Source organism: Rhodopila sp., from assembly GCF_035548095.1.
Taxonomy (GTDB): domain Bacteria; phylum Pseudomonadota; class Alphaproteobacteria; order Acetobacterales; family Acetobacteraceae; genus Rhodopila.
In genome coordinates, this window is record NZ_DASZUV010000026.1 from 22,667 (window position 1) to 43,472 (window position 20,806).

The 20,806-nt window shown below is 68.8% G+C and carries 21 protein-coding genes and 3 tRNA genes; 11 read left to right on the top strand and 13 right to left on the bottom strand.

Translation table 11 applies throughout. The annotated features are described in order from the left end of the window. Positions 1-116 precede the first annotated feature (116 nt). Positions 117-1,103 (bottom strand): GTP 3',8-cyclase MoaA, encoded by a 987-nt coding sequence (gene moaA / locus VHC04_RS18220; protein WP_325683919.1) that lies wholly within the window; start codon positions 1,101-1,103, stop codon positions 117-119. Between the two features lie 250 nt (positions 1,104-1,353). Between moaA and VHC04_RS18225 the strand changes: the two genes are divergently transcribed. Then, positions 1,354-1,866: a histidine phosphotransferase family protein gene (locus VHC04_RS18225; RefSeq protein WP_325683921.1), complete on the top strand. Its 513-nt coding sequence runs from the start codon at positions 1,354-1,356 to the stop codon at positions 1,864-1,866. 27 nt (positions 1,867-1,893) lie between these two features. Here VHC04_RS18225 and VHC04_RS18230 read toward each other — a convergent pair whose 3' ends face one another. The 9 genes from VHC04_RS18230 to VHC04_RS18270 form a co-directional block, all read right to left on the bottom strand. Then, entirely contained in the window at positions 1,894-3,240 is a 1,347-nt protein-coding gene (locus VHC04_RS18230; RefSeq protein ID WP_325683923.1) for a flavin monoamine oxidase family protein, read from the bottom strand. A gap of 52 nt (positions 3,241-3,292) precedes the next feature. Next, positions 3,293-3,895 carry a ribosome hibernation-promoting factor, HPF/YfiA family gene (gene hpf, locus VHC04_RS18235; RefSeq protein ID WP_325683925.1) on the bottom strand — a complete coding sequence of 201 codons (603 nt, stop codon included), beginning with the start codon at positions 3,893-3,895 and terminating at the stop codon, positions 3,293-3,295. A gap of 265 nt (positions 3,896-4,160) precedes the next feature. Further along, a complete protein-coding gene (rpoN, locus tag VHC04_RS18240) occupies positions 4,161-5,690 on the bottom strand; it encodes an RNA polymerase factor sigma-54 (protein ID WP_325683926.1) in 1,530 nt (509 codons plus the stop codon). 390 nt (positions 5,691-6,080) lie between these two features. Continuing rightward, the gene (lptB, locus tag VHC04_RS18245) at positions 6,081-6,869 is read right to left on the bottom strand and encodes an LPS export ABC transporter ATP-binding protein (protein ID WP_325683927.1); all 789 of its coding nucleotides are present in this window, start codon (positions 6,867-6,869) and stop codon (positions 6,081-6,083) included. Continuing rightward, complete coding sequence (locus tag VHC04_RS18250) at positions 6,866-8,050, bottom strand: LptA/OstA family protein (RefSeq protein WP_325683928.1); 1,185 nt, start codon at positions 8,048-8,050, stop codon at positions 6,866-6,868. The genes lptB and VHC04_RS18250 overlap by 4 nt, the downstream gene beginning before the upstream one ends. Next, entirely contained in the window at positions 8,047-8,730 is a 684-nt protein-coding gene (gene lptC, locus VHC04_RS18255) for an LPS export ABC transporter periplasmic protein LptC (RefSeq protein ID WP_325683930.1), read from the bottom strand. The genes VHC04_RS18250 and lptC overlap by 4 nt, the downstream gene beginning before the upstream one ends. A gap of 10 nt (positions 8,731-8,740) precedes the next feature. Next, positions 8,741-9,727 carry a KpsF/GutQ family sugar-phosphate isomerase gene (locus VHC04_RS18260; RefSeq protein WP_325684087.1) on the bottom strand — a complete coding sequence of 329 codons (987 nt, stop codon included), beginning with the start codon at positions 9,725-9,727 and terminating at the stop codon, positions 8,741-8,743. Between the two features lie 243 nt (positions 9,728-9,970). Then, the gene (locus VHC04_RS18265; RefSeq protein WP_325684089.1) at positions 9,971-10,612 is read right to left on the bottom strand and encodes a ribonuclease D; all 642 of its coding nucleotides are present in this window, start codon (positions 10,610-10,612) and stop codon (positions 9,971-9,973) included. Positions 10,613-10,740: 128 nt separating this feature from the next. Then, positions 10,741-10,827, bottom strand: a tRNA-Leu gene (locus tag VHC04_RS18270). Positions 10,828-10,998: 171 nt separating this feature from the next. Between VHC04_RS18270 and VHC04_RS18275 the strand changes: the two genes are divergently transcribed. From VHC04_RS18275 to VHC04_RS18315, 9 genes are all read left to right on the top strand, one after another. Further along, positions 10,999-11,955: a complex I NDUFA9 subunit family protein gene (locus VHC04_RS18275; protein ID WP_325683932.1), complete on the top strand. Its 957-nt coding sequence runs from the start codon at positions 10,999-11,001 to the stop codon at positions 11,953-11,955. A 264-nt stretch (positions 11,956-12,219) separates the two neighbouring features. Beyond that, entirely contained in the window at positions 12,220-12,438 is a 219-nt protein-coding gene (gene infA / locus VHC04_RS18280; protein WP_011631737.1) for a translation initiation factor IF-1, read from the top strand. 20 nt (positions 12,439-12,458) lie between these two features. Continuing rightward, positions 12,459-13,031, top strand: a complete 573-nt coding sequence (locus tag VHC04_RS18285; protein WP_325683934.1) for a Maf family protein — start codon at positions 12,459-12,461, stop codon at positions 13,029-13,031. Beyond that, a complete protein-coding gene (locus VHC04_RS18290; RefSeq protein ID WP_325683936.1) occupies positions 13,028-14,215 on the top strand; it encodes a ribonuclease E/G in 1,188 nt (395 codons plus the stop codon). Before VHC04_RS18285 ends, VHC04_RS18290 begins: the two co-directional genes overlap by 4 nt. Further along, entirely contained in the window at positions 14,208-14,390 is a 183-nt protein-coding gene (gene yacG / locus VHC04_RS18295) for a DNA gyrase inhibitor YacG (protein ID WP_325683938.1), read from the top strand. The genes VHC04_RS18290 and yacG overlap by 8 nt, the downstream gene beginning before the upstream one ends. An 80-nt stretch (positions 14,391-14,470) precedes the next feature. Continuing rightward, positions 14,471-14,546: transfer RNA gene (locus VHC04_RS18300), tRNA-Phe, on the top strand. A 153-nt stretch (positions 14,547-14,699) separates the two neighbouring features. Further along, complete coding sequence (locus tag VHC04_RS18305; RefSeq protein ID WP_325683940.1) at positions 14,700-15,107, top strand: hypothetical protein; 408 nt, start codon at positions 14,700-14,702, stop codon at positions 15,105-15,107. 106 nt (positions 15,108-15,213) lie between these two features. Then, a complete protein-coding gene (locus VHC04_RS18310) occupies positions 15,214-15,462 on the top strand; it encodes a type II toxin-antitoxin system Phd/YefM family antitoxin (protein WP_325683942.1) in 249 nt (82 codons plus the stop codon). After that, positions 15,459-15,920 carry a type II toxin-antitoxin system VapC family toxin gene (locus VHC04_RS18315; RefSeq protein WP_325683944.1) on the top strand — a complete coding sequence of 154 codons (462 nt, stop codon included), beginning with the start codon at positions 15,459-15,461 and terminating at the stop codon, positions 15,918-15,920. Before VHC04_RS18310 ends, VHC04_RS18315 begins: the two co-directional genes overlap by 4 nt. A gap of 440 nt (positions 15,921-16,360) precedes the next feature. On the opposite strand, the gene VHC04_RS18320 is transcribed toward VHC04_RS18315, so the two are convergent. From VHC04_RS18320 to glpX, 3 genes are all read right to left on the bottom strand, one after another. Further along, positions 16,361-16,436: transfer RNA gene (locus VHC04_RS18320), tRNA-Glu, on the bottom strand. Between the two features lie 100 nt (positions 16,437-16,536). Then, positions 16,537-18,339, bottom strand: coding sequence for a single-stranded-DNA-specific exonuclease RecJ (recJ, locus tag VHC04_RS18325; RefSeq protein ID WP_325683946.1), 1,803 nt, complete (start codon positions 18,337-18,339; stop codon positions 16,537-16,539). 10 nt (positions 18,340-18,349) lie between these two features. Then, on the bottom strand, positions 18,350-19,348 hold the full coding sequence (gene glpX, locus VHC04_RS18330) for a class II fructose-bisphosphatase (protein WP_325683948.1): 999 nt from the start codon (positions 19,346-19,348) through the stop codon (positions 18,350-18,352). A gap of 254 nt (positions 19,349-19,602) precedes the next feature. Between glpX and VHC04_RS18335 the strand changes: the two genes are divergently transcribed. After that, a complete protein-coding gene (locus tag VHC04_RS18335; protein WP_325683950.1) occupies positions 19,603-20,802 on the top strand; it encodes an ABC transporter substrate-binding protein in 1,200 nt (399 codons plus the stop codon). Positions 20,803-20,806: the final 4 nt, after the last annotated feature.

Below are 20,806 nucleotides of genomic sequence, written 5' to 3' on the forward strand. Positions count from 1 at the left end.
CTGGTCACGCACTGCGCCTGAGGCCCGACAGGGCCGACCCGATTTAGCCTTTCCCCGCGCGTGATCGGGCGGAAGGGTTGCCGGTCCGAGCGTTTCTTGCGTTCGAATGAGGCCGGTCAGCCGCCGGTCACGCTCATGTGCCGCGGCACCGCGGGCTTGTCGTGCCGGCGGTCGATGATGAAGTCATGGCCTTTCGGCTTGCGGGCGATCGCTTCCTGGATGGCCGCCTCCAGCGCCGCATCGGTCGCCCCGGCCCGCAGCAAGGTGCGGAAATCCGCGGAATCCTCCTGCCCGAGGCACATGTACAGCGTGCCGGTACAGGTCAGGCGGACCCGGTTGCAGCTTTCGCAGAAATTATGGGTCATCGGCGTGATGAAGCCGATCCGCCGGCCGGTCTCGGCGACGTCGAAATACCGGGCGGGACCGCCGGTGCGATAGTCGGTATCCTGCAGGGTCCAGGTCTTGCGCAGGCGGGCACGGACGATCGACAGCGGCAGATACTGGTCGGTGCGGTCGCCGGAGATGTCGCCCATCGGCATGGTTTCGATCAGGCACAGGTCGAACCCGTGTTCGCCGCACCAGGCCAGCATGGCGTCGAACTCGTCCTCGTTCACGCCCTTCATCGCCACGGCATTGATCTTCACCGCCAGCCCGGCGGCCTTGGCGGCAAAAATCCCGTCCAGCGTCTGCTCGATCCGGCCCCAGCGGGTCATCCGGGTGAACCGCGCCGGGTCCAGCGTGTCCAGCGAGACATTGATGCGCTTCACGCCGCTGGCGGCCAGAGCCTCGGCGTGACGGGCGAGCTGGGTGCCGTTGGTGGTGACCGTCAGCTCCTCCAGCCCCTGCCCGATGCGGCTGCCCAGAGCGCCGAACAGGCGCATGACGTCGCGCCGCACCAGCGGTTCCCCGCCGGTGATGCGCAGCTTCGTGGTGCCCAGCCGGATGAAGGCGGCGCACAGGCGCTCGAGCTCCTCCAGCGTCAGCAGATCGCGCTTGGGCAGGAAGCTCATGTCCTCGGCCATGCAGTAGACGCAGCGAAGATCGCAGCGATCCGTGACCGACACGCGCAGGTACGTGATCTTTCTGCCGAACGGATCGATCATCGTCGCGTCAACGTCCTTTTCATCACGGGGACTCCGGCGTTCGCGAATCCCGCACCGCACGAGCGTCGCGGCCGGTTCCGTCCATGCACCCTATATTGCCCGTATCGCCGTCAGTTGCACCCTCCGGCTTCCGTGTTCAAGGCAGGCATTCCTGATTTCGGCGCAACCTGCGGTCGCTCGACAGAGTCGACCGTTCCGCCCATCGTGCCGCCCGCCCGCCGTCCCTCCGCCGTGGAGACCCGCCTTGCCTGTGAGCGAGACGCGCCGCCTGATCAACCTGACACTGGCGCGGCTGCGCGAGATGGAAGGGGCCGGGTCCGCCTTGTGCCAGGCGGCATGGGGCGCATGCAGCGACGGGCTGCCGGCGGATCACCTGCCTGCGCTGGCGGCGGAACTGCCGGGGCCGGTCCGTCTGGACCTGTCCGGCCTGGCGCCGGGATGCCGGTTCCCGCCGGACCGCGGGCGCATCCTGCTGAATTTGCTGATCTTGGCGGCCGCCAGCCTGCCCGCGGGCGGCGTGCTGCGGCTGGCCGGGTCGGATCGGGACCTGTTCCTGCAATTGGATGGGACAGGCGCGGCATGGCCGCCGGGCCTGGGCGGCTACCTGGTGGATGAGGCCGCCGCATGCGCGGCGCTGCGGGGCGGCGATGCCGTGCTCACGCCGCTGACGGCGCTGCTGGCCCATGACGCGGGCGTGCGGCTATCGCTGCTGCTGGGCCTCGGCGACCGGCCCGGACCGGCGATGCTGCGGCTGGGCGGATAGAGTGCGGCGGCGGGTGCACCCCGGCCGCTACGCCGGGCCAGAGAATCTGCCGGTTCCGCTCAGCGCGGCTCGGGTCGCGACGGGCGCGACGTCGCCCAAGGCCGCGATCGCCGTGCGCGCGGCACGCTGGCCGCTGATCCAGGCGCCGGCGACGGTGCCGGCAAAGCCGACATGGCAGGCTTCCCCGGCGAACATCAGATGCCCGCCCGATACCGGCGCCGCCAGCGTGTGCCGCGCATCCGCATGGCCCGGCGTCGCATAGCAATAGGCGCCGCGGATCCAGGGATCCTGGTCCCACTGCGTCACCAGGCTGGCGCCTCCGCCGAACAGCCGGTCGACGCGACCGCCGAACAGCCGCCGCAGGTAACTCACCGCGAAATCGACGCAGGCCGCCTGGCCTAGCCGCGCCAGCTCCCAGGCCGGCGACCCGCCGATCCAGCCCTGCACATAGTCGCGGCCGAACGGCCAGCATTGCACCGGCATCAGCACATCGCCGCTCTGCCCCACCCGCCGGTCCACCGAGGTATGGGAGGCCAGCCCCAGCCGGTCGGGCCCGGTGGCGCCCAAGACGACCTTGATCGCCAGTCCCATCGGCAGGTCGTGCACGGCGTCCGTCACCACGGCGGGGAGCGCCGGGTCGAAGCACAGCGCCCCCGATCCCAGCACGCCGGTGGATACGGTGACGATGCAGGCACCGGCGGTCAGGGTTCCGGCATCCGTCTCCACGGTCACCCGCCCGCCCGGCCCACCCCAGCGGACGGTTCGGGCGGGCGTGCGCAGGCGGATATCCAAACCGCCGGTCAGCCGCCGCGCGACGAAGGCGCCGATGCCGCCATCCGGCACCAGGTTGCTGCCGCCCAGCGCATTGCGCCGCCAATCCAGCGCGCTGAATTGATCGGCATCGGCGGCGCAGATCACCGGCCCTTCCCAGGCTTCCACCGTCGCCGCCCACGGATCGTCCGGCAGATGCCGGGCGACCTCGGCCAACGGCACGTCGCCGCGGTCGGCCAGCAGCGCGTCGGCCTTTGCCTCGAACCGCGGCCACGCCGCGGCGTACTCGGCCAGTTCCACCGGCGTCGCCGGCCGGTCGCCCACGAAAGTCAGCTCCTGACGCAACGCATCCGAGCACAGGAGCGTGTCGCCGGCGGCTTGGGCGATGCCGGTCAGCGGGTTGTGTTCGGCGTCGTGGAACCAGATCGCGCCCATGTCGAACCACTGGCCGCCGAACTGCGGCGGACCGGTCGTCCAGGCGCGGCCGCCGACCCGGCCGGATGCCTCCAGCACCACGGCGCGCCGGCCTGCATCCCGGGCGGCGGCGGCGGCACCAAGTCCGGCGAGGCCGGCGCCGATGATGACGATCTCGGTATCAGTCACGCGGCCCCCTTTTGCCCAGCCGGTCCCCGCCACCGGCGGCGTGACGGGGCGGTCAGGTGGCGCCCGGGTCGATCCAGCCGATATGCCCGTCCGGACGGCGATACACGACATTCAGCACCCCCGAGGTGCTGTTGCGGAACATCATCACCATCTGGTCGGCGAGGTCCATGCGCATCACCGCCTCCCCCACCGTCAGGGAAGCGATTTCCATCTGCGCCTCGGCGATCACGGTGGCATAGGCCTCGGCCAGAGTGCGTCCGTTCGCCTCGCCGGCCGGGGCCTCGGCGTCCACCGGAGCGTCCTCTTCCCTCAGGATGACCTGGCGCGCCTTTTCAGGCCGGGCCCGGCCGGCCATGTCGCGCGCATGGTCGTTGACACGGCGGCGGTAGCGCCGCAGGCGCTTGGCGATATGCTCCGCCGCGTCGTCAAACGCGGCATTGGCGTCGGCGGCTTCCCCCTCACCGCGCAATTGCAGGCCGCGCCCCGCATGCACATTGATATCGCACGTAAAAAAGCTCCGCGCTCGGCTGAACGTGACGTTCGCTTCAAGCGCGTGGTCGAAATATTTCGAAGCGATCGTCTCCAACTGCGTGGAAACGCGCGTGCGCAATGCATCCGACAAATCGACCTGCTTGCCGGAGACCGTGATTTGCATGCCTCTCTCCTGAACATTCGGCGGCCGGTGCCCGCGGTCCGTGCGACACCGTCCGTCCGCATTTGGGCACGCTCGTTGACATGGTGTCCACTAGGATATTCCCGTAACCACCCGGCCACGCAGCCGTGACAAGGACGCCCTGGAATGCCCCCGCAAAAGCGCGCCGGGAGCGTTTCCTGTCTGAAAAACGGTTCGGAGATCAGGTGGTTGCGGCCGGCTCTCGTCGCGGCCGGCGCCGGGAGGACACGGCCGGTCGGGAAGCCGGTCAGGCCGGCACGGCCTTCTCCCGCCGGCGCTGCACCGAGTTCGGGATGCGCAGCGCCTCCCGATACTTGGCGACGGTACGGCGCGCGATATCCACCCCTTCCTCCCGCAGCACGGCGACGATGGCGTCGTCGGACAGGACATCATTCGCCGGTTCGGCGTCGATCAGCGTGCGAATGCGGTGGCGCACCGCCTCGGCGCTATGGGTGTCACCGCCATGGGTGCCCTGGATGGCGGTGGTGAAGAAATATTTCAGTTCGAACGTGCCGCGCGGCGTGGCGATGTACTTGTTGGCGGTGACGCGGCTGACGGTGCTTTCATGCAGTTCCACCGCCTCGGCCACGTCGCGCAGGATCAGCGGCCGCAGATGGGCGACGCCATGGCGCAGGAAACCGTCCTGCTGACGGATGATCTCGGCGGCGACCTTCAGGATGGTCTGGGCGCGCTGCTGCAGGGAGCGGACCAGCCAGTTGGCGTTGGCCAGGCGTTCGGTCAGGAAGACCTTTTCCTCCTTGCGCGCGCTGGGAGCGACCTTGGCATAGAAGCGCTCATTCACCAGGACGCGGGGCATCGTGTCGGGGTTCAGCTCGATCATCCAGCTGCCGTCCGGCGTGCGCTGCATGATCAGGTCGGGGACGACGGGTGGCGCCGGGCTGCTGTCGTATGTTGCCGCCGGCTTCGGGTCCAGCGCCCGGATTTCGGAGATCATCTCGGCCAGGTCTTCGGCATCGACGCCACAGACCGCCATCAGCCGCTTGGAATCCCGCCTTGCCAGCAGCTCCAGATTATCCAGCATCGCCTGCATGGCCGGATCCAGCCGGTTGCGGTCGGCCAGCTGGGCGGCCAGGCATTCCTTCAGGTCGCGGGCGAACAGGCCGACCGGATCGAAACGCATCATCCGCGCCCGCACCGCCTCGATGCGCTCCAGCGGCAGGTTCATCGCGGCGGCGATGGCGTCCGGGTCCGCGGTCAGCCGGCCGGCCGGGCACAGCAGCGCGATCAGATGCGCGCCGATGATCCGGTCCACCGGATCGCCAAAGGTGAGGCGGAGCTGCTCACCCAGATGGTCGCGCAGCGGCGGCAGCGCGTCGGCGAAATCGTCGATGCCCCGGTCGTCGCTCTCGAAGCTGTGCGACCCGCCGGAGCCGCCCATCTGGCCCAGCAGCGGTGCCCCGTCGCCGGCGCCGCCGGCATCGTAGGTGTTGGACATATCCGCATCCAGCGGCGTCACCGCCTCGGCCGGGATGGTCTCGGCGTTCGCCGCCTCGGCGGTGTCCATCGGCCGCTCCGCCCGCGGCTCGATCTGGTCCACCGCCGCGCGTTCGGCGGGGGGCAGGTCGGTGCGCTCATCACGCTCCAGCAGCGGGTTCCGTTCCAGCTCCTCCTCGACGAAGGAGGTGGCTTCCAGGTTGGAATACTGCAGCAGCTTGATCGCCTGACGCAGTTGCGGCGTCATGACGAGTGTCTGGCTCTGGCGCAGGTCGAGACGTGGAGCAAGACGTGGGGGAGCAAGACGTGGGGCAATTGCCATGCCAACGCGCATATCGGGCCGGGTTGGCGCGGTCAATTGTTTTGGCGATCGGGTTGGCCGTTTGGATGCAAAAACTGTGCTAGACCACCTGCGCTTGCATGATCAGGACGCGGATCGCGCGCGGCATGGAGGCTGAAATCTGGCCGCCAGGCATGCCCGCGACAGCCGTGACCGGCGCCGAGGATCAGGACATGCCTGACTCAACGACTGGCTCAGCGCCGCCACCGGTGCCCCGGCGGCGCTGGATGCCGTCAACCTCGGCGGCGGGATGGGATGACGTGCCGGGCCGGGTAGCGCATGGCGGCGCGCGGCGAACCCGCGACAACCCCGGCACCGGATGGCCCGTATTCCTCGGTCCGTGAGGGCGGAGGCGCGATCTTCAGCAGCTTGCTAGAGGCTGAACTTCTCACCCAGATAGACGCGCCGCACATCCTCATGCGCGACAACCTCGCTGGGCACGCCTTCCATCAGCACCTGGCCGTCATGCATGATGTAGGCGCGGTCGATGATGTCCAGCGTCTCTCGTACGTTGTGGTCGGTGATCAGCACGCCGATGCCGCGATCCTTCAGATGCTTCACCAGATCGCGGATCTCTCCCACCGCGATCGGGTCGATGCCGGCCAGCGGCTCGTCCAGCAGGATGTAGGAAGGTTGGGTGGCCAGCGCCCGCGCGATCTCCACACGGCGCCGTTCACCGCCGGACAGCGCCAGCGCGGGGGTACGGCGCAGATGGCTGATGCCGAACTCGGCCAGCAGTTCCGCCAGCATCATGTCGCGGGCGCCGGCGTCGGGCTCCGCCACCTCCAGCGCCGCCATCACGTTCTGTTCCACGTTCAGGCCGCGGAACACGCTGGCTTCCTGCGGCAGGTAGCCGATGCCCAGCCGGGCGCGGCGATACATCGGCAGGCGGGTGATGTCGGCACCGTCCAGGCTGATCGCGCCGGTATCCGGCTTCACCAGGCCGACGATCATGTAGAAGGTCGTGGTCTTGCCGGCGCCATTGGGGCCCAGCAGCCCGACCGCCTCGCCGCGGTGCAGGGTCACCGATACGTTCCGCACCACCGGCCGGCCCTTGTAGGTCTTGCCGACGCCGGTCGCGGTCAGGCCGCCGGGGCGGGCCACCACGCGCAGGTCGGGCCGGGATTCGGGGGACAACCGCGTGACTCGCAATTCGTTCATCGGCGCGATCCTGACGATGGGCGCGCCGGCGGTTCCGCCGGCGGGTTGGCGACTGAATCGCGGTCCAATGTCTTGTTGCTTTCGTCGTTCGGCAGCACCAGGCCGGCCACGCGGCCTTTCGGCGGGGCCAGCAGCCGAGCCACGCCCGTCTTCATGTTCACGTCCGCCTCGGCACCGTTCAACTGGTTCTGTCCGCGGGTGATCCGGACATTGCCGGCCAGCCGAGCCATGCCGGTATCGGGAACGTAGACGGCCCGGTCGCCGGTGACGATGTCGGTGGGCGTGCGGATCGAAACATGGCCGAACGCCTCCACCCGCTCCACCTTGCCGGACGAGCCCAGCGGATCGGTCACCGCGTCGGTCTTGGTGCCGGCGGGAGCGCCAGAGGAGGGACTGCCAGAAGAGGGACCGCCGGAGGGGGTGCCGGCAGGCGATCTGGCGGCATGGTCGGGCGGCGGGTTGTCGCGCGTATAGGCGACCAGCGTATCGGCGGCGACGCGTTTCGCATCGCTGGTCACCACCACCGCGTCACCGCGAGCGACCGCCATGTGCTTCTGCGGCCAGTATTCCAGGTCGTCACGGGCGGTCAGCACATCGTTCGGCGTGGTCAGCCGCAAATCACGCCCCGTCATCACCAGCACGGCCTGATCCAGGTCGTAGACAGCCTTGTCGCCTTGGGCGTGATCGGTCTGGGTGAAGATATGCACATTGCCGTCGGCCTGCAGCCGATAGATTTCATTCCCGCCGGACTCGGTGTCGGGACCAAGACCCAGGGAAGCCGGTTGCGCGGAGGCGGGCTGGGCGGAGGCGGGCTGCGCGGCACCGGAAGCCGCGGCGCCGGGTTGCGGCGCCTTCTGATCGGCGCCGTCCGCGGTGGCCTTCTTGCGATACCAGGCGGTCAGCCGGTCGGCGGTCACGGTCACCGCGCCGCGCACCGCCCTGGCGTCGCCGCGGGCGATCACCTGCTTCTCGGCCTGCCGCCATTCGATTCCATCGCGCGCGGTAATGTCGATCGGGCCGCCCTGCGTCAGGTCCAGCTGCTGTGCTCGGACCGCGTGCGCCGACAGCAGCAAGCCGAGCCCCAGCAGGCAGCCGAGCAGCAGGCGGGTGGGCAGCGGGTGGACGGGCAGTGCGCGGGCGGGCGATCGCCGCCGTCCAGAGCGATGGCGTCGCCGTGTCACGGCCTGGTGCCGTTGAGAACCAGGTGGGCGGGGCCGCTGAAGTCGACAGCGGAGCCCCTGTCCATCAACGTGAAGCCGCCCTGCGCATCCAATGTGCCGAACGGGCCCTCGGCGTGCACCGGGGTGAAGCTGGCGGCCGCCCCCGCCTTCACATCGACAGTGGCGGCCTGGGTCCGCATCGTGGTGCCGTCATCACGGTACAGCGTCACGTCATTCACCAGGTCGAGCTGGTTCGCCTTCTGCACATAGGTGCCGCCGCGCGCGGTCACCATCAGCCAGGTGCCATTCTCCAGCGTGATGTCGCCCTTCGGCATGGTCAGGACGATCCGGTCCGTGTCCACCTGCCTCGCCGATTCCGCCGTCACCGTGTAGGGCCGGCCTTTCTCATCGACGCCGTTGTAGCGCAGGTCCACCATGCGACCGCCTTCCAACTCACCGCTGAGTTGTCCGCCGTGAATCCGCGTCTGGATCGTCGTCCGCTCAAGCTCCGGCCACAGCGCCACCATGGCGAGCAGGGCCATTGCGCACAGCGGCAGCAGCCACTTGGTCAAGGTGATCAGAACCCGGCGGCGGGCGATGCGACCCGGCGTCGGCAGACTGCGCCGCGCGGCGGTGGCCTGCATCATATAGGCGCCGGCGCGGCGGTCCGGCTGGCCGCTGGCAAGCGGTGGGGCGGTCATCGGGCGCTCCTCATGCCAGGCCCGCCCGCAGCAGGTCGTGGACGTGCAGGATTCCGACCGGCTGCTGGTCATCGGCGACGACGAACAGCGCCGTCACCGGTCGCTCGCGGGCGTTCATCACGTGCAGGGCCTCGGCCGCCAGGGCGTCGGGACCGATGGTGCGGGGGGACAGGGTCATGATGTCGCGCACCCGCCGCGAGAGCAGGTCCGGCCCCATCGCCCGACGCAGATCGCCGTCGGTGACGATACCGACCAACCGGCCGTCGGCGTCTCTGACGCCCAGGCAACCGAAACGCTTTTCCGTCATCAGCACCAGCGCGGCCGCCATGTGCATATCGGGATCCGCGACCGGGACCGCATGGCCGGTGTGCATCAGGTCGCGCACACGCCGCAGCCGGGCGCCCAGGCGGCCACCGGGATGGAAGGACTGAAAATCCGCCGCGGTGAAGCCGCGGCGGGTCAGCAGCGCCACCGCGACCGCGTCGCCCAGCGCCAGCTGCATGGTGGTGGAGGTGGTCGGCGCCAGCCCCATCGGGCACGCCTCGGCCGCGCGCGGCAGGATCAGCGCCACATCGGCGGCCAGCGCCAGCGTGGAGTCCGGCCGGCCGGTGATCGCCACCAGCGGCAGCGCGAAACGCCGCGCATGCGCCACCAGGTCCGCCAGCTCCGCCGTCTCCCCCGAATTCGACAGCGCCAACACCGCATCGCCGGGAATGATCATGCCCAGGTCGCCATGCGACGCCTCGGCGGGATGGACAAACAGGGCCGGCGTGCCGGTGGAAGCCAGGGTGGCGGCAATCTTCCGGCCCACCAGGCCCGACTTTCCCATCCCGGAGACAACCACCCGGCCGGTCGCGGTGGCCAGGCGCGCGACCGCATCCGCGAAGGAATCGCCCAGCGACGCCGCCAACGCCCGCAGGCCGGCAGCCTCCGTGGTCAGAACCTCCCGCGCGACGGACAGATCATCCCGCGGATCATCCCGTCTGGCCGCGGACAACCCGGCCGATTCGGGATCAGCCGCCGGATCGATGGTTGCGGCAGAGGATTGGCTCAAGCTCGATTCTACTTCTTCTACTATGGCGACAAGCTCTATGGGCCGTCCGGGATCGACTGGTCAACCCATTGAACTTTATCAATCAGTTTCCATGCTGCGACGCATCGACACAACGGAGACACAGGATATTGGCGGCGGTTTGCGCCGGCATCATGGCAGGAAAAGGATGACCCGGCCGCTTTCGCCTCAGGACTGATGCGCGAAAATGTCGGGCTGCTCGTAACCCAGCAAATCCAGCTGCCCGCGCGCCGGCAGGAAGGCAAAGCATTGCTCGGCCAGCTCCAGCCGGCCTTCGCGGATCAGCAGCGCCTCCAGCTTCGCCCATAGCGCGTGCAGGTGCAGCACGTCGGAGGCGGCATAGGCCAGTTGTTCCGGCGTCAGTTCCATCGCGCCCCAGTCGGAGCTTTGCTGCTGCTTCGACAGTTCAACGCCCAGCAGCTCCTTGCACAGATCCTTCAGCCCGTGCCTGTCGGTGAAGGTGCGCACCAGCTTGGCGGCGATCTTCGTGCACTTCACCGGGCGGACGGCGATGCCCAGGGAATGCTGCAGCACCCCCACGTCGAACCGGGCGAAATGCATCAGCTTGACGATACCGGGATCGGCCAGCAGCCGCTTCAGGTTCGGGCAGGCGAAACCCAGGCCGCCACGCTCCGGCGGGATCAGCTGGACCATGTGGCTGTGCCCGTCCCCGGCCGAGAGCTGCACCAGGCACAGCCGGTCGCGATGCGGGTTGAGGCCCATGGTTTCCGTGTCGACCGCGACCACCGGACCCAGCGACACGGTCTCGGGCAGGTCGTTACGGTGCAGGTGAATGGCGCCGTTGGGCATGAATTGCGTGATCGCCACCGTCACGGGGTCCCCGGTTTAGGTCTTCCTCTGGTATCGGCCTGGCGTCCGCCGAAGACACTCCCCGCGGGCGCATTCCATTGTCGGGGCCCCTGTGTGGGGTCCCCGCATGGTGCCCAGGAGAAGACTCGAACTTCCACGACATTGCTGCCACAGGTACCTGAAACCTGCGCGTCTACCAATTCCGCCACCTGGGCAAGGAGGGGACCGCCGCCGCCATCGAGGCGTCGGCAGGGCGGGCCATGTAGCCGCCGGCCGCGGCGGCGTCAACCACCCGTTTTCGCCACCCGGCGCTTTTCTGCGCGACGCGCCTTGAGGCCGAGCCGCGGGCGGCTTATCAGGCCCCGGTGTCTCGGGAGAGCAGTGGCATGGCGACACGCAAGGTGGCGACGGTTTTCGGCGGGTCCGGCTTCATCGGCCGCTATGTGGTCAAGCGGTTGGCGCAACGCGGCTATGTGGTGCGCGTGGCGGTGCGGGACCCTGAAAGGGCGCTGTTCCTGAAGCCGGCCGGTGCCGTGGGGCAGATCGTGCCGCTGTTCGCCCCGGTGACCAACAAGGCCGCGGTGCAGCGCGCGGTGGCGGACGCGGATGTCGTGGTGAACTGCGTCGGCATCCTGGCCGAGACCGGCGGCCGCACCTTCGCCGGCGTGCATACCGACGGGGCCGGCAGCATCGCCGCCGAATCGGCCGCGGCGGGCGTGCGACGCCTGGTGCATCTGTCCGCCATCGGCGCCGACCCGAACGCCAGAAGCCGCTATGCCGCCACCAAGGGCCAGGGCGAGCAGGCGGTGCTGGCCGCCTTTCCGCGTGCCACCATCCTGCGTCCGTCGATCGTGTTCGGACCCGAGGACCGTTTCTTCAACCGCTTCGCCGAGATCGCCCGGCTGTCGCCGTTCATGCCGGTGATCGCGGGCGCCACCAAGATGCAGCCGGTCTACGTCGCCGATGTCGCCGACGCGGTGATGGCGGCGCTGGCCGACCCGGCGACCGAAGGCAAGATCTATGAGCTGGGTGGCCCCGAGGTCTTGAGCTTCCGCGAGATCCTGCAGCGCGTGCTGAAGCAGACCAACCGGGACCGGCGCATGGTGGCCATCCCGCGCGGGCTCGCCCACCTGCAGGCGGCGATCATGCAGTGCCTGCCCGGCAAGCCGCTGACGACGGATCAGCTGGAGATGCTGTCGCACGACAACGTCGTGGCGCCGGGCGCGCCAGGGCTGAAGGACCTGGGCATCGTGCCGACGCCGATCGATCTGGTGACGCCGGGCTACCTGGCCCGGTTCCAGCCGGGTGGCGGGCGCCGGCCACTGATCCCGGCCGAGGAGTAGCAACCCGCGTTGTCCTGCTGGCTGCGTCCGGCATCGGAAAGGATACCGGCCGAAGGGTGGCAGCCCGTGGCGCGGCGCCGCTGACCCCAACGCGGCGGCTTGGCCCGCCCCGACGCGGCGGCATGGCCCGGAGGGGGCCCCCGCCAGAACGGTCCGGCCGCGGAAAGCACGCCAGCCGTGCCGCGCATGGCGGGCTGATCGCCTTGACCTTGCATCCGGCAAATATCATGTTCCCGGCCACCTGCAACATTGCTACGGGGACTGATGTCAAAAGAAGATATGATCGAATTCAGCGGCACGGTGATGGAGCTTCTGCCCAACGCCATGTTCCGCGTGAAGTTGGACAATGAGCATTCGATCCTGGCCCACACCAGCGGCAAGATGCGCAAGAACCGGATTCGCGTCCTGGCCGGTGATCGGGTCAATGTCGAAATGACCCCGTACGACCTCACCAAGGGCCGTATCACGTTCCGCTTCAAGTAAGACCCGTTTGCGGTCCGATTGTGCCCCCACCGCTTGTCCTGGCCTCGTCCAGTCCGCGGCGGCTGATGCTGCTGGCTCAGATCGGACTGACCCCCGACCGCGTCATCACCCCCGATGTCAATGAAGCCGCGCGGCCCGGCGAACTGCCGCGCCCCTATGCCGTTCGCATGGCGCGAGACAAGGCGGCCGCCATTCCCTGCCCCGGCAGCCTGGTGCTGGCCGCCGACACCGTGGTCGCCGTCGGTCGCCGCATTCTGCCGAAAGCCGAAACCATGGACGACGTGCGGTCCTGCCTGCGGTTGGTGTCGGGCCGCCGCCACCGCGTGCTGACCGCGGTGGCGCTGATCGCCACCAACGGGAAGCGCAGCGAGCGCCTGTCGGAAAGCACCGTCACCTTCAATCGCCTGACCGAAGAGCAGATCGAGCGCTATGCCGCGTGCGGCGAGGGCCTGGGCAAGGCCGGCGGCTATGCCATCAACGGCCAGGTGGCGAGCCTGGTCAGAGCCATGACGGGCAGCTTCTCCGGTATCGTCGGACTGCCCCTGTTCGAGACGGCACAATTGCTGCGCGCGCACGGTTACCGGATTCCGTGACCGAGACGATCCATGTCGACTCCAGCCCGGGCGAGGTGCGCATCGCCGTTGAACGCGACGGTGCGCTGATCGACTACGCGCTGTGGCGACCGGGCGCGCCGGATGGCGTCGGCGACCTGCACCGGGGACGCGTGGTCGGCGTGGTGCCGGCGATGGCGGGCGTGTTCGTGGCACTGGATGGCGCCGAGGGTTTCCTGCCGGACAGCGAGGGCGGCAAGGGCCTGACCGTCGGCACCGTCCTTGGCGTGCGGGTGATCAGAGCGGCGCAGGGGCACAAGGGTCCGCGGCTGACGGCCCGGCTGTCCGAAGCGGAGCACCGGGTCATCGGCACCGGATCGGCGGCGCTGGTGCGCCGCGGACCGGACCCGCTGCACCGGCTGGCGGAGCGCTACAAGCGAGCCGAGGTGCTGACCGCCGACACTGCGCTGGCGGCGGCGCTGCGCCCTGCCCTGGGCGCGCGGTTGCGGCTGAGCCTGGACGCCACCCTTCCCGACCCGGTCGGCGCCGCCGTCGACGCGCTGGCGGAGCCGGTTGTCGCGCTGGCGAATGGCGCCCGGCTGTCCATCTGGCCGACACCGGCGCTGGTAGCAATCGACATCGACGCGGGCGCCGCCGCCGGAGACCGTAAATCCGGGCACGAGGCGATCAACCGCGCAATCCTGCCTGCGCTGGCGGCGCAGATCCGGCTGCGGAACCTGTCGGGGGCCATCGTCGTCGATCTGGCGGGCCTGTCGGCTCGGCGCCGGGCGGCTCTGGGACCGGACCTGGAGCACGCCCTGGCCTCCGATCCGCTGCGGCCGCGCTTCCTCGGCTTCACCGCCCTGGGCCTGGCGGAGATCGTGCGGCCGCGAATCCATCCCCCGCTACACGAACTGGCGGAAGGGCCGCTGGCCGCCGGCCTGGCGGCGCTGCGCGCCGTGCTGCGGGAGCAGGCCGGCCCGCACGGCCACGGACCCGCGGCACGGTCGCCAATGCGGGGATTGCCGATGCCGCGGTTGCCGGTGGCGCGCTGGCCGGTGGCGTGTTGGCCGGTGTTGCGGGCCGCGCCCTCAGTGGTGGCGGCGTTGCAGGCCGATCCGGCCGCGCTGCCCGATCTTGTCCGGCGCACCGGGCACAACCTTATAGTCAGATCAGACCCGTCCCTGCCCGGTTGTACCTGGGTGCTGGAGTATGACCATGCGTAAACCGATGTCTCGCTGTCCGATCTGCGGGCGGCCGTCCTCGGCCGAGAACCAACCGTTCTGCAGCCCGCGCTGCAAGGAAGTCGACCTGGGCCGCTGGCTGACCGGTGTCTACCGGATCCCCGGCCCGGAGGCGGGGCTGGACGACGACCCGCCACCGGCTCCGGAAGCGGCTTGATCCCCGTAGAGGGTTGGGCTACACACCCGCTCCCGGTCGAGCCCAGGGGTTGGCTTGCATCCTCGGGGTCGCCGCTTGGTGCCCAGGTAGCTCAGTTGGTAGAGCATGCGACTGAAAATCGCAGTGTCGGTGGTTCGATTCCGCCCCTGGGCACCACTTGCTCTTCCCAGAGCATCTCATCAACTAGATAAATCAATGAGCTAGTTGGTTCTGGCTGCTCATGATGACCCTCCCATACCATTGCAGCGCATCGATTTGTGGGTAGTGGTCCTCCCGGGTATCACCCATTGTCCGGGAGGACCGTTGCCCATGTCGCTCTCGACTTTGCCTGCAAGAACGCCAAGCCTAACCCGGATATCGAAGGGAAATTTCGTGTCGCCTATCTCTGGGCCGACCAGCCCGAAGAACGGGCGATTTCTTCCGCGATATCTTCTCGACATCATCGGGCTCGACATCATCGGGCGGTTTCTCCACCTCAACGGCAAGGAAGCGCTGATCTTTCCGCGTTTCCATCAGATCGCCGCGGTTCTGAAGATGCTGGCCCATGCTTGCGCCAACGGCAGCGGCAACAATTATCCGATCCGGCATTCGGCGGGATCGGGAAAATCCAATACGATCGCCTGGACGGCGCATCGGCTGGTGACGTTGCACGATCCATCCGGCCAGCCGGTTTTCGACACCGCGATCGTGGTCACGGATCGGCGACCTGTTCGATGAGTTGTTCGGCCCCGGCGGCTGATGCTCCAGGCGTCGAAATCGGCGTAGAAATCCGCCCTTCAATGGATTACATGTAGTCACGTATGACTACATATGGAGGCGCGACATGCTGACCGTCAACCTCAGAGACGCCAAGGCCGGATTTTCCAGCCTCGTTGATGAAGCCGTCAAAGGAGAGATCGTGACCATCACCCGTCATGGCAAGCCCGTTGCGGCCCTGGTTTCGGTCGAGGCGGCGGAGATCGCGCGCAAGGCGCTGACGCGCAAACGGGCGGGCCTCGTCAGCTATCTCAGGACGTTCCCAGGCGGAGAGTTCCCGCGCAACCGCAAACCATCACGGGATATCGAGCTTTGAGCGGCTTCCTTCTCGACACCAACGTCGTCTCCGTGCTGGCGGCGTCGAAGGCGGAAGCATCCGCTGACTTCCTCATCTGGCTGGACCGCATGGACGCTGATGGACGGCTATTTCTGTCGGTCGTCTCCATCCATGAGATCGAGAAGGGAATCGCGCTCCTCGACCACAAGGGGGCAACGGCGAGGGCCGCGAGCCTGAAAGCATGGCTCAGTGGCCTTGTCTCCACATACGATGACAAGATCATTGGCTTCGATGCGCAGGCCGCCGCAATCGGCGGACGGCTGGAAGCGAAGGCGCTTGCGGCCGGTCACGACCCCGGCATGGCGAACGCCGTGATTGCCGGGACCGCCGCAGCGCATGAACTCGTCATCGTCACCCGCAACACGAAGCATTTCCTGCCATTCGGTATCGCCGTGTTGTCGCCTGACGAGGCTGCCGCACAAGGAGGCCCGGCATAACCGCTTCCACAATCTCCCCGCGCGCCCCCCCTACCTGCGCGTCTTGACGGCGCGGCAGGCCGAGCATGACGTTTCGATGCCCGACCAGAAGCGGCAGGGCGGGGCTTATTGCGGGTCCGCACCTTCGCCAAGACCACCCGCCAACGCATCCGCCTCGAAGGCGGCGGCTATCGCCGCAACCATTTGCGCGCACTTGCCCAGCGCGTCGAGGTCGCGGACGGCTAGGTTCGGATCATGGGATCGAAGACCCGGCTGCTCCAAGCGCTCACCGGAAAAAACGGCGTAGACTCAGTGCCCACTCAGGGACTGAAGTGGCGGGCCAACCGGCCTGTGCAGCGACGCCCTTCCGCGGATTACGTGAACCCGGCCGAGAGGGTGATCACGCCGCCGCCAACGCTGCCTGGCAGCACATGATCGTCGCGACATGCAGTTTGTGGGCTTGGCGTCCCGTAGGGGATTCGAACCCCTGTTGCCGCCGTGAAAGGGCGGTGTCCTAGGCCTCTAGACGAACGGGACAGGCCAGGGCGCGGACACAGGCGCCGCGGTGCCGACGTCCGTAGCGGAGCGGGGCGAACCGGTCAAGCGCACTCTCCGACCCCGGTACCGTCCCGCCGCATCATGCCAATGCGGCATCGGTCACCACGAAACACGGGTTCGTCGATCCGTTCCACGCCTCGGCCCGCAGGTGGCCGGCAAGGTGCAGCGGCAGCCCCTCGCCCCGCCCCAGCAGCGTATCCGTCAGCCGGCCTTCACGCGCTCTGAACAGCATCACCTTCAGCCGCGGGCCGCTTCCCTCGCCCTCGACGAACATCCGCACCGACCCCGCATCCTTGCCGACCCGGTCAGCCCGCAGCACCCGCGCGCGGTGCAGGACCAGCGTCGGCTCCTCGTTGCCGGCCCCAAACGGGGCCAGCCGTTCCAACGCCTGGGCCACATCCGTCGTGGCCCCCTGCACCGCCAGCGTCGCCTCCACCGTCAGCGCCGCCGCGCCGGGCAGCGCCGAAGCCGCGGACAGCCGCTCATTCAGGAACATCCTGAAGGCCTCGACACGCTCCGCCCGCAGCGAGAACCCGGCCGCCATGGGATGGCCGCCCCCCGTCTCCAGGATGCCGGCCTGCCGCGCCGCGATCACCGCCGCTCCCAGGTCCAGGCCAGGCACCGACCGGCCGGACCCCTTGCCCAGGCCGTCCGCGATCCCGGCCACACAGGCGGGCCGGTTCAGCCGTTCCTTGATCCGCCCGGCGACGATGCCAACCACGCCGGGATGCCAGGCCTCGCCGGCCACCACCACCACGGCATCCCCGGCGGCCACCTGCGCCTCGGCGGAGCGCATGGCGGCATCCAGGATCCCGGCCTCCACTTCCTGGCGCTGGCGATTGACCGCGTCCAGCCGCTCCGCCAGCGCCAGGGCTTCGACGCGATCCTCGCTCAGCAGCAGCCGCACACCCAGATCGGCCTGGCTGATGCGGCCGCCCGCGTTGATGCGCGGTCCCAGCGCGAAGCCGCAGGTGAAGGCGTTCAGCTTCTCGCGCGCCTGCGTGACGTCCAGCAGCGCGGCAATGCCCACCCGCGACCGCCGCGCCATGACCTTCAAGCCCTGGCAGACCAGCGCCCGGTTGACCCCGGTCAGCGGCATCACGTCGCAGACCGTCGCCAGGGCCACAAGGTCCAACAGGCCCAACAGGTCCGGCTCCGGCCGCTGAGCGAAGAAGCCTCGCCGGCGCAAGGCGCGGACGGTGGCCACCGCGGTCATGAACGCGACGCCAGCCGCGCACAGCGCCGTCAACCCCGACCCGCAATCCAGCCGATTGGGATTGACGGTCGCCAGGATCGGCGGCGGCGGCCCCTCCGCCTTGTGATGATCCAGCACCACCACATCCGCCTGGCCGGCGATCGCGGCCAGGGTCGCCGCCGCGGCCGTCCCGCAATCGACACAGACGATCAGCCGGGCACCGCGCGCCACCAGCGCCAGCAAGGCGGGCTCGTTCGGGCCGTACCCCTCCAGCATGCGGTCGGGTACGTGAAAATAGACCGTGCAGCCCAGGGCCCGCAGGAAGCTGACCATCAGGGCAGAGCTGCAGGCGCCGTCGACGTCGTAATCGCCGAACACCGCGACCGTCTCGCTTTGCGCCACCGCATGCGCCAGTCGGTCCGCGGCGACATCCATATCGATCAGGGTCGACGGGTTCGGCAGCAGCGCCCGCAAGGTCGGTTCCAGGAAATCGGCCGCCGCCTCGATCCCGACGCCGCGGCCGGCGAGCAGGCGGCCGACGATCTCCGGCACCTCCAGCTTCTGGCTGATGCCGAACGCCACCCGGTCTTCGCCGCGCCGCCACTCCCACCGGCGCCCCGACAGGCTGCTGGCCACCCCCAGGACCGGTCCCTCGGATGGCCCCGTTGCGATCGCAGCGTCGTTCAACGCATCGGCCTCAGGTCGGAGTCCAGGTCTTCTGGGCGAAGTTATGGTGCCCCTCGATGAAGCGGACAGTGCCGGAGTGGCTCCGCATCACGATCGAATGCGTCACCGCCCCCGCGCCGGCGCGGCGCACGCCGCGCAGCATGGCCCCGCTGGTCACGCCGGTGGCGGCGAACATCACGTCGCCCTTCGCCATTTCCTCGCAGTTGAAGACGCGCTTTGGATCGGTGTGGCCCATGGTCCGCACGCGCTCGATCTGGTCTTCGCTTTCGTACAGCAGCCGGCCCTGCATCTGACCGCCGACGCAGCGCAGGGCCGCCGCGGCCAGCACGCCTTCTGGCGCCCCGCCGGAGCCCAGGTAGATGTCGATCTGTGAATCCGGCATCGCCGTGGCGATCACGCCGCTGACATCGCCGTCGCTGATCAGCACGACCCGAGCGCCGGCCTCCCGGCAATGGGCGATCAGGTCCTTGTGGCGGTCGCGGTCCAGCATGCAGACGACGAGGTCGGAACGATCGCAGCGCTTGGCCCGCGCCAGGTTGCGCAGGTTCGACGCAACCGTGTCGTCCAGGTTCACCACGCCCTCCGGCAGGCCGCCGCCGACGGCGATCTTGTCCATGTAGATATCGGGGGCGTGCAGGAAATGGCCGTGATCGGCCAGCGCCAAGGTCGCCATGGCGTTCGGACCACCCTTGGCGGTCAGCGTGGTGCCCTCCAGCGGGTCCACCGCGATATCCATCTTCGGTCCGCCGAAGCCGACCTTCTCGCCGATATACAGCATCGGCGCCTCATCCATCTCACCTTCGCCGATCACCACCGTGCCGTCGATCGCGACGGCGTCGAACGCCATCCGCATCGCCTCTACCGCCGCGCCGTCGGCGGCGTTCTTGTCGCCCAGCCCGATCCAGCGCGAAGCCGCCAGTGCCGCCGCCTCGGTCACCCGCACCAGCTCCAGCGCGAGGTTGCGATCGGTCATCGAGCCGGGTGCGGGCCGGGTCTTGGGGGGAGCCATGGTTTCCTCCTGCGAAGGTCGAGTCGTTCGTGCTTTAGCATGGCCGGACGGCGGACGCATCGGAGCACCCGGCCCTTCGGGTCCGCCAGGGGATGGGCTAGACTCGCGCCAGCCGGCCAGCCACCCCGATGCATCCATCCCCGCCGGCCTGCAAACGACTCGGAGACGACCTCATGACCATGGTCCGCCCAACCCCGGCTGGTCCAACCTCGGCTGGTCCAGCCCCGATTGGTCCCACCCCGATCGGCCCCCCATTGGCCCGCCGCAGCCTGCTCGCCACCGCCCTGGGCCTGTTGGCGGCGCCCGCCATCGTGCGTGCGCAAGGGGACGCGCCGATCCGCATCGGCGAGATCAACTCCTATACCGCGATCCCGTCCTTCACCCTGCCCTATCGCAACGGCTGGCAGCTCGCCGTCGACCAGGTCAACGCCGCCGGCGGCGTCCTCGGCCGCAAGATCGAGGTGATCAGCCGCGATGACGCGGGCAAGCCGCAGGATGCGATCCGCCTCGCCGGCGAATTGTTGAACGAGCAGAAAGTGGACCTGCTGGCGGGCGCCTATCTGTCGAATATCGGCCTCGCGCTGAGCGACTACGCGCTGCAGAACAAGGCGCTGTTCGTCGCCGGGGAGCCATTGACCGACGCGCTGGTCTGGGAAAAGGGCAACCGGTACACCTACCGGCTGCGCCCCTCCACGTATATGCAGGCCGCCATGCTGGTCGAGGACGCGGCGAAGCTGAACGCGAAACGCTGGGTCACGGTCGCACCGAACTACGAATACGGCCAATCGGCGGTGAAATGGTTCAAGCTGCTGCTGGCCCTGAAGCAGCCGGATGTGCGGTTCGTCGCGGAACAATGGCCGGCGCTGGGAAAAATCGATGCCGGCGCCACCGTCGCCGCGCTGGCGCAGGAAAAGCCGGATGCCATCCTGAACGTCACCTTCGGTCCCGACCTGACCAATTTCGTCCGCCAGGGCAATACGCGCGGCCTGTTCGAGGGCCGCGGCGTGGTCTCCATCCTGACCGGGGAGCCGGAATATCTGGAGCCGCTGGGCGATGAGACGCCGGATGGCTGGATCGTCACCGGCTATCCGGTCACCAGCGTCACCGATCCGGCGAACCGGGCATTCATCACCGCCTACCAGGCGAGGTTCAACGAGCTGCCGAAGATGGGCTCCGTCGTCGGCGCCGGGCTGATCCGGGCAATCGTTGCCGGCATCAAACAGTCTGGCTCCGTGGCGACGGAAAAGATGGCCGACGGTTTCGCCAATGCCGGCTTCGACACACCGTTCGGCAAGGCGAGCTGGCGCGGCATCGATCATCAGGGCACCCTGGGCACCTATGTCGGCAGAACCGCGCTGCGGGACGGCAAGGGCGTCATGGTCGATTGGCGGTATATCGACGGCGCCGACGCCCTGCCCTCCGACGCCGAGGTGCGGAAGCTGCGGCCGGCATAGTCCC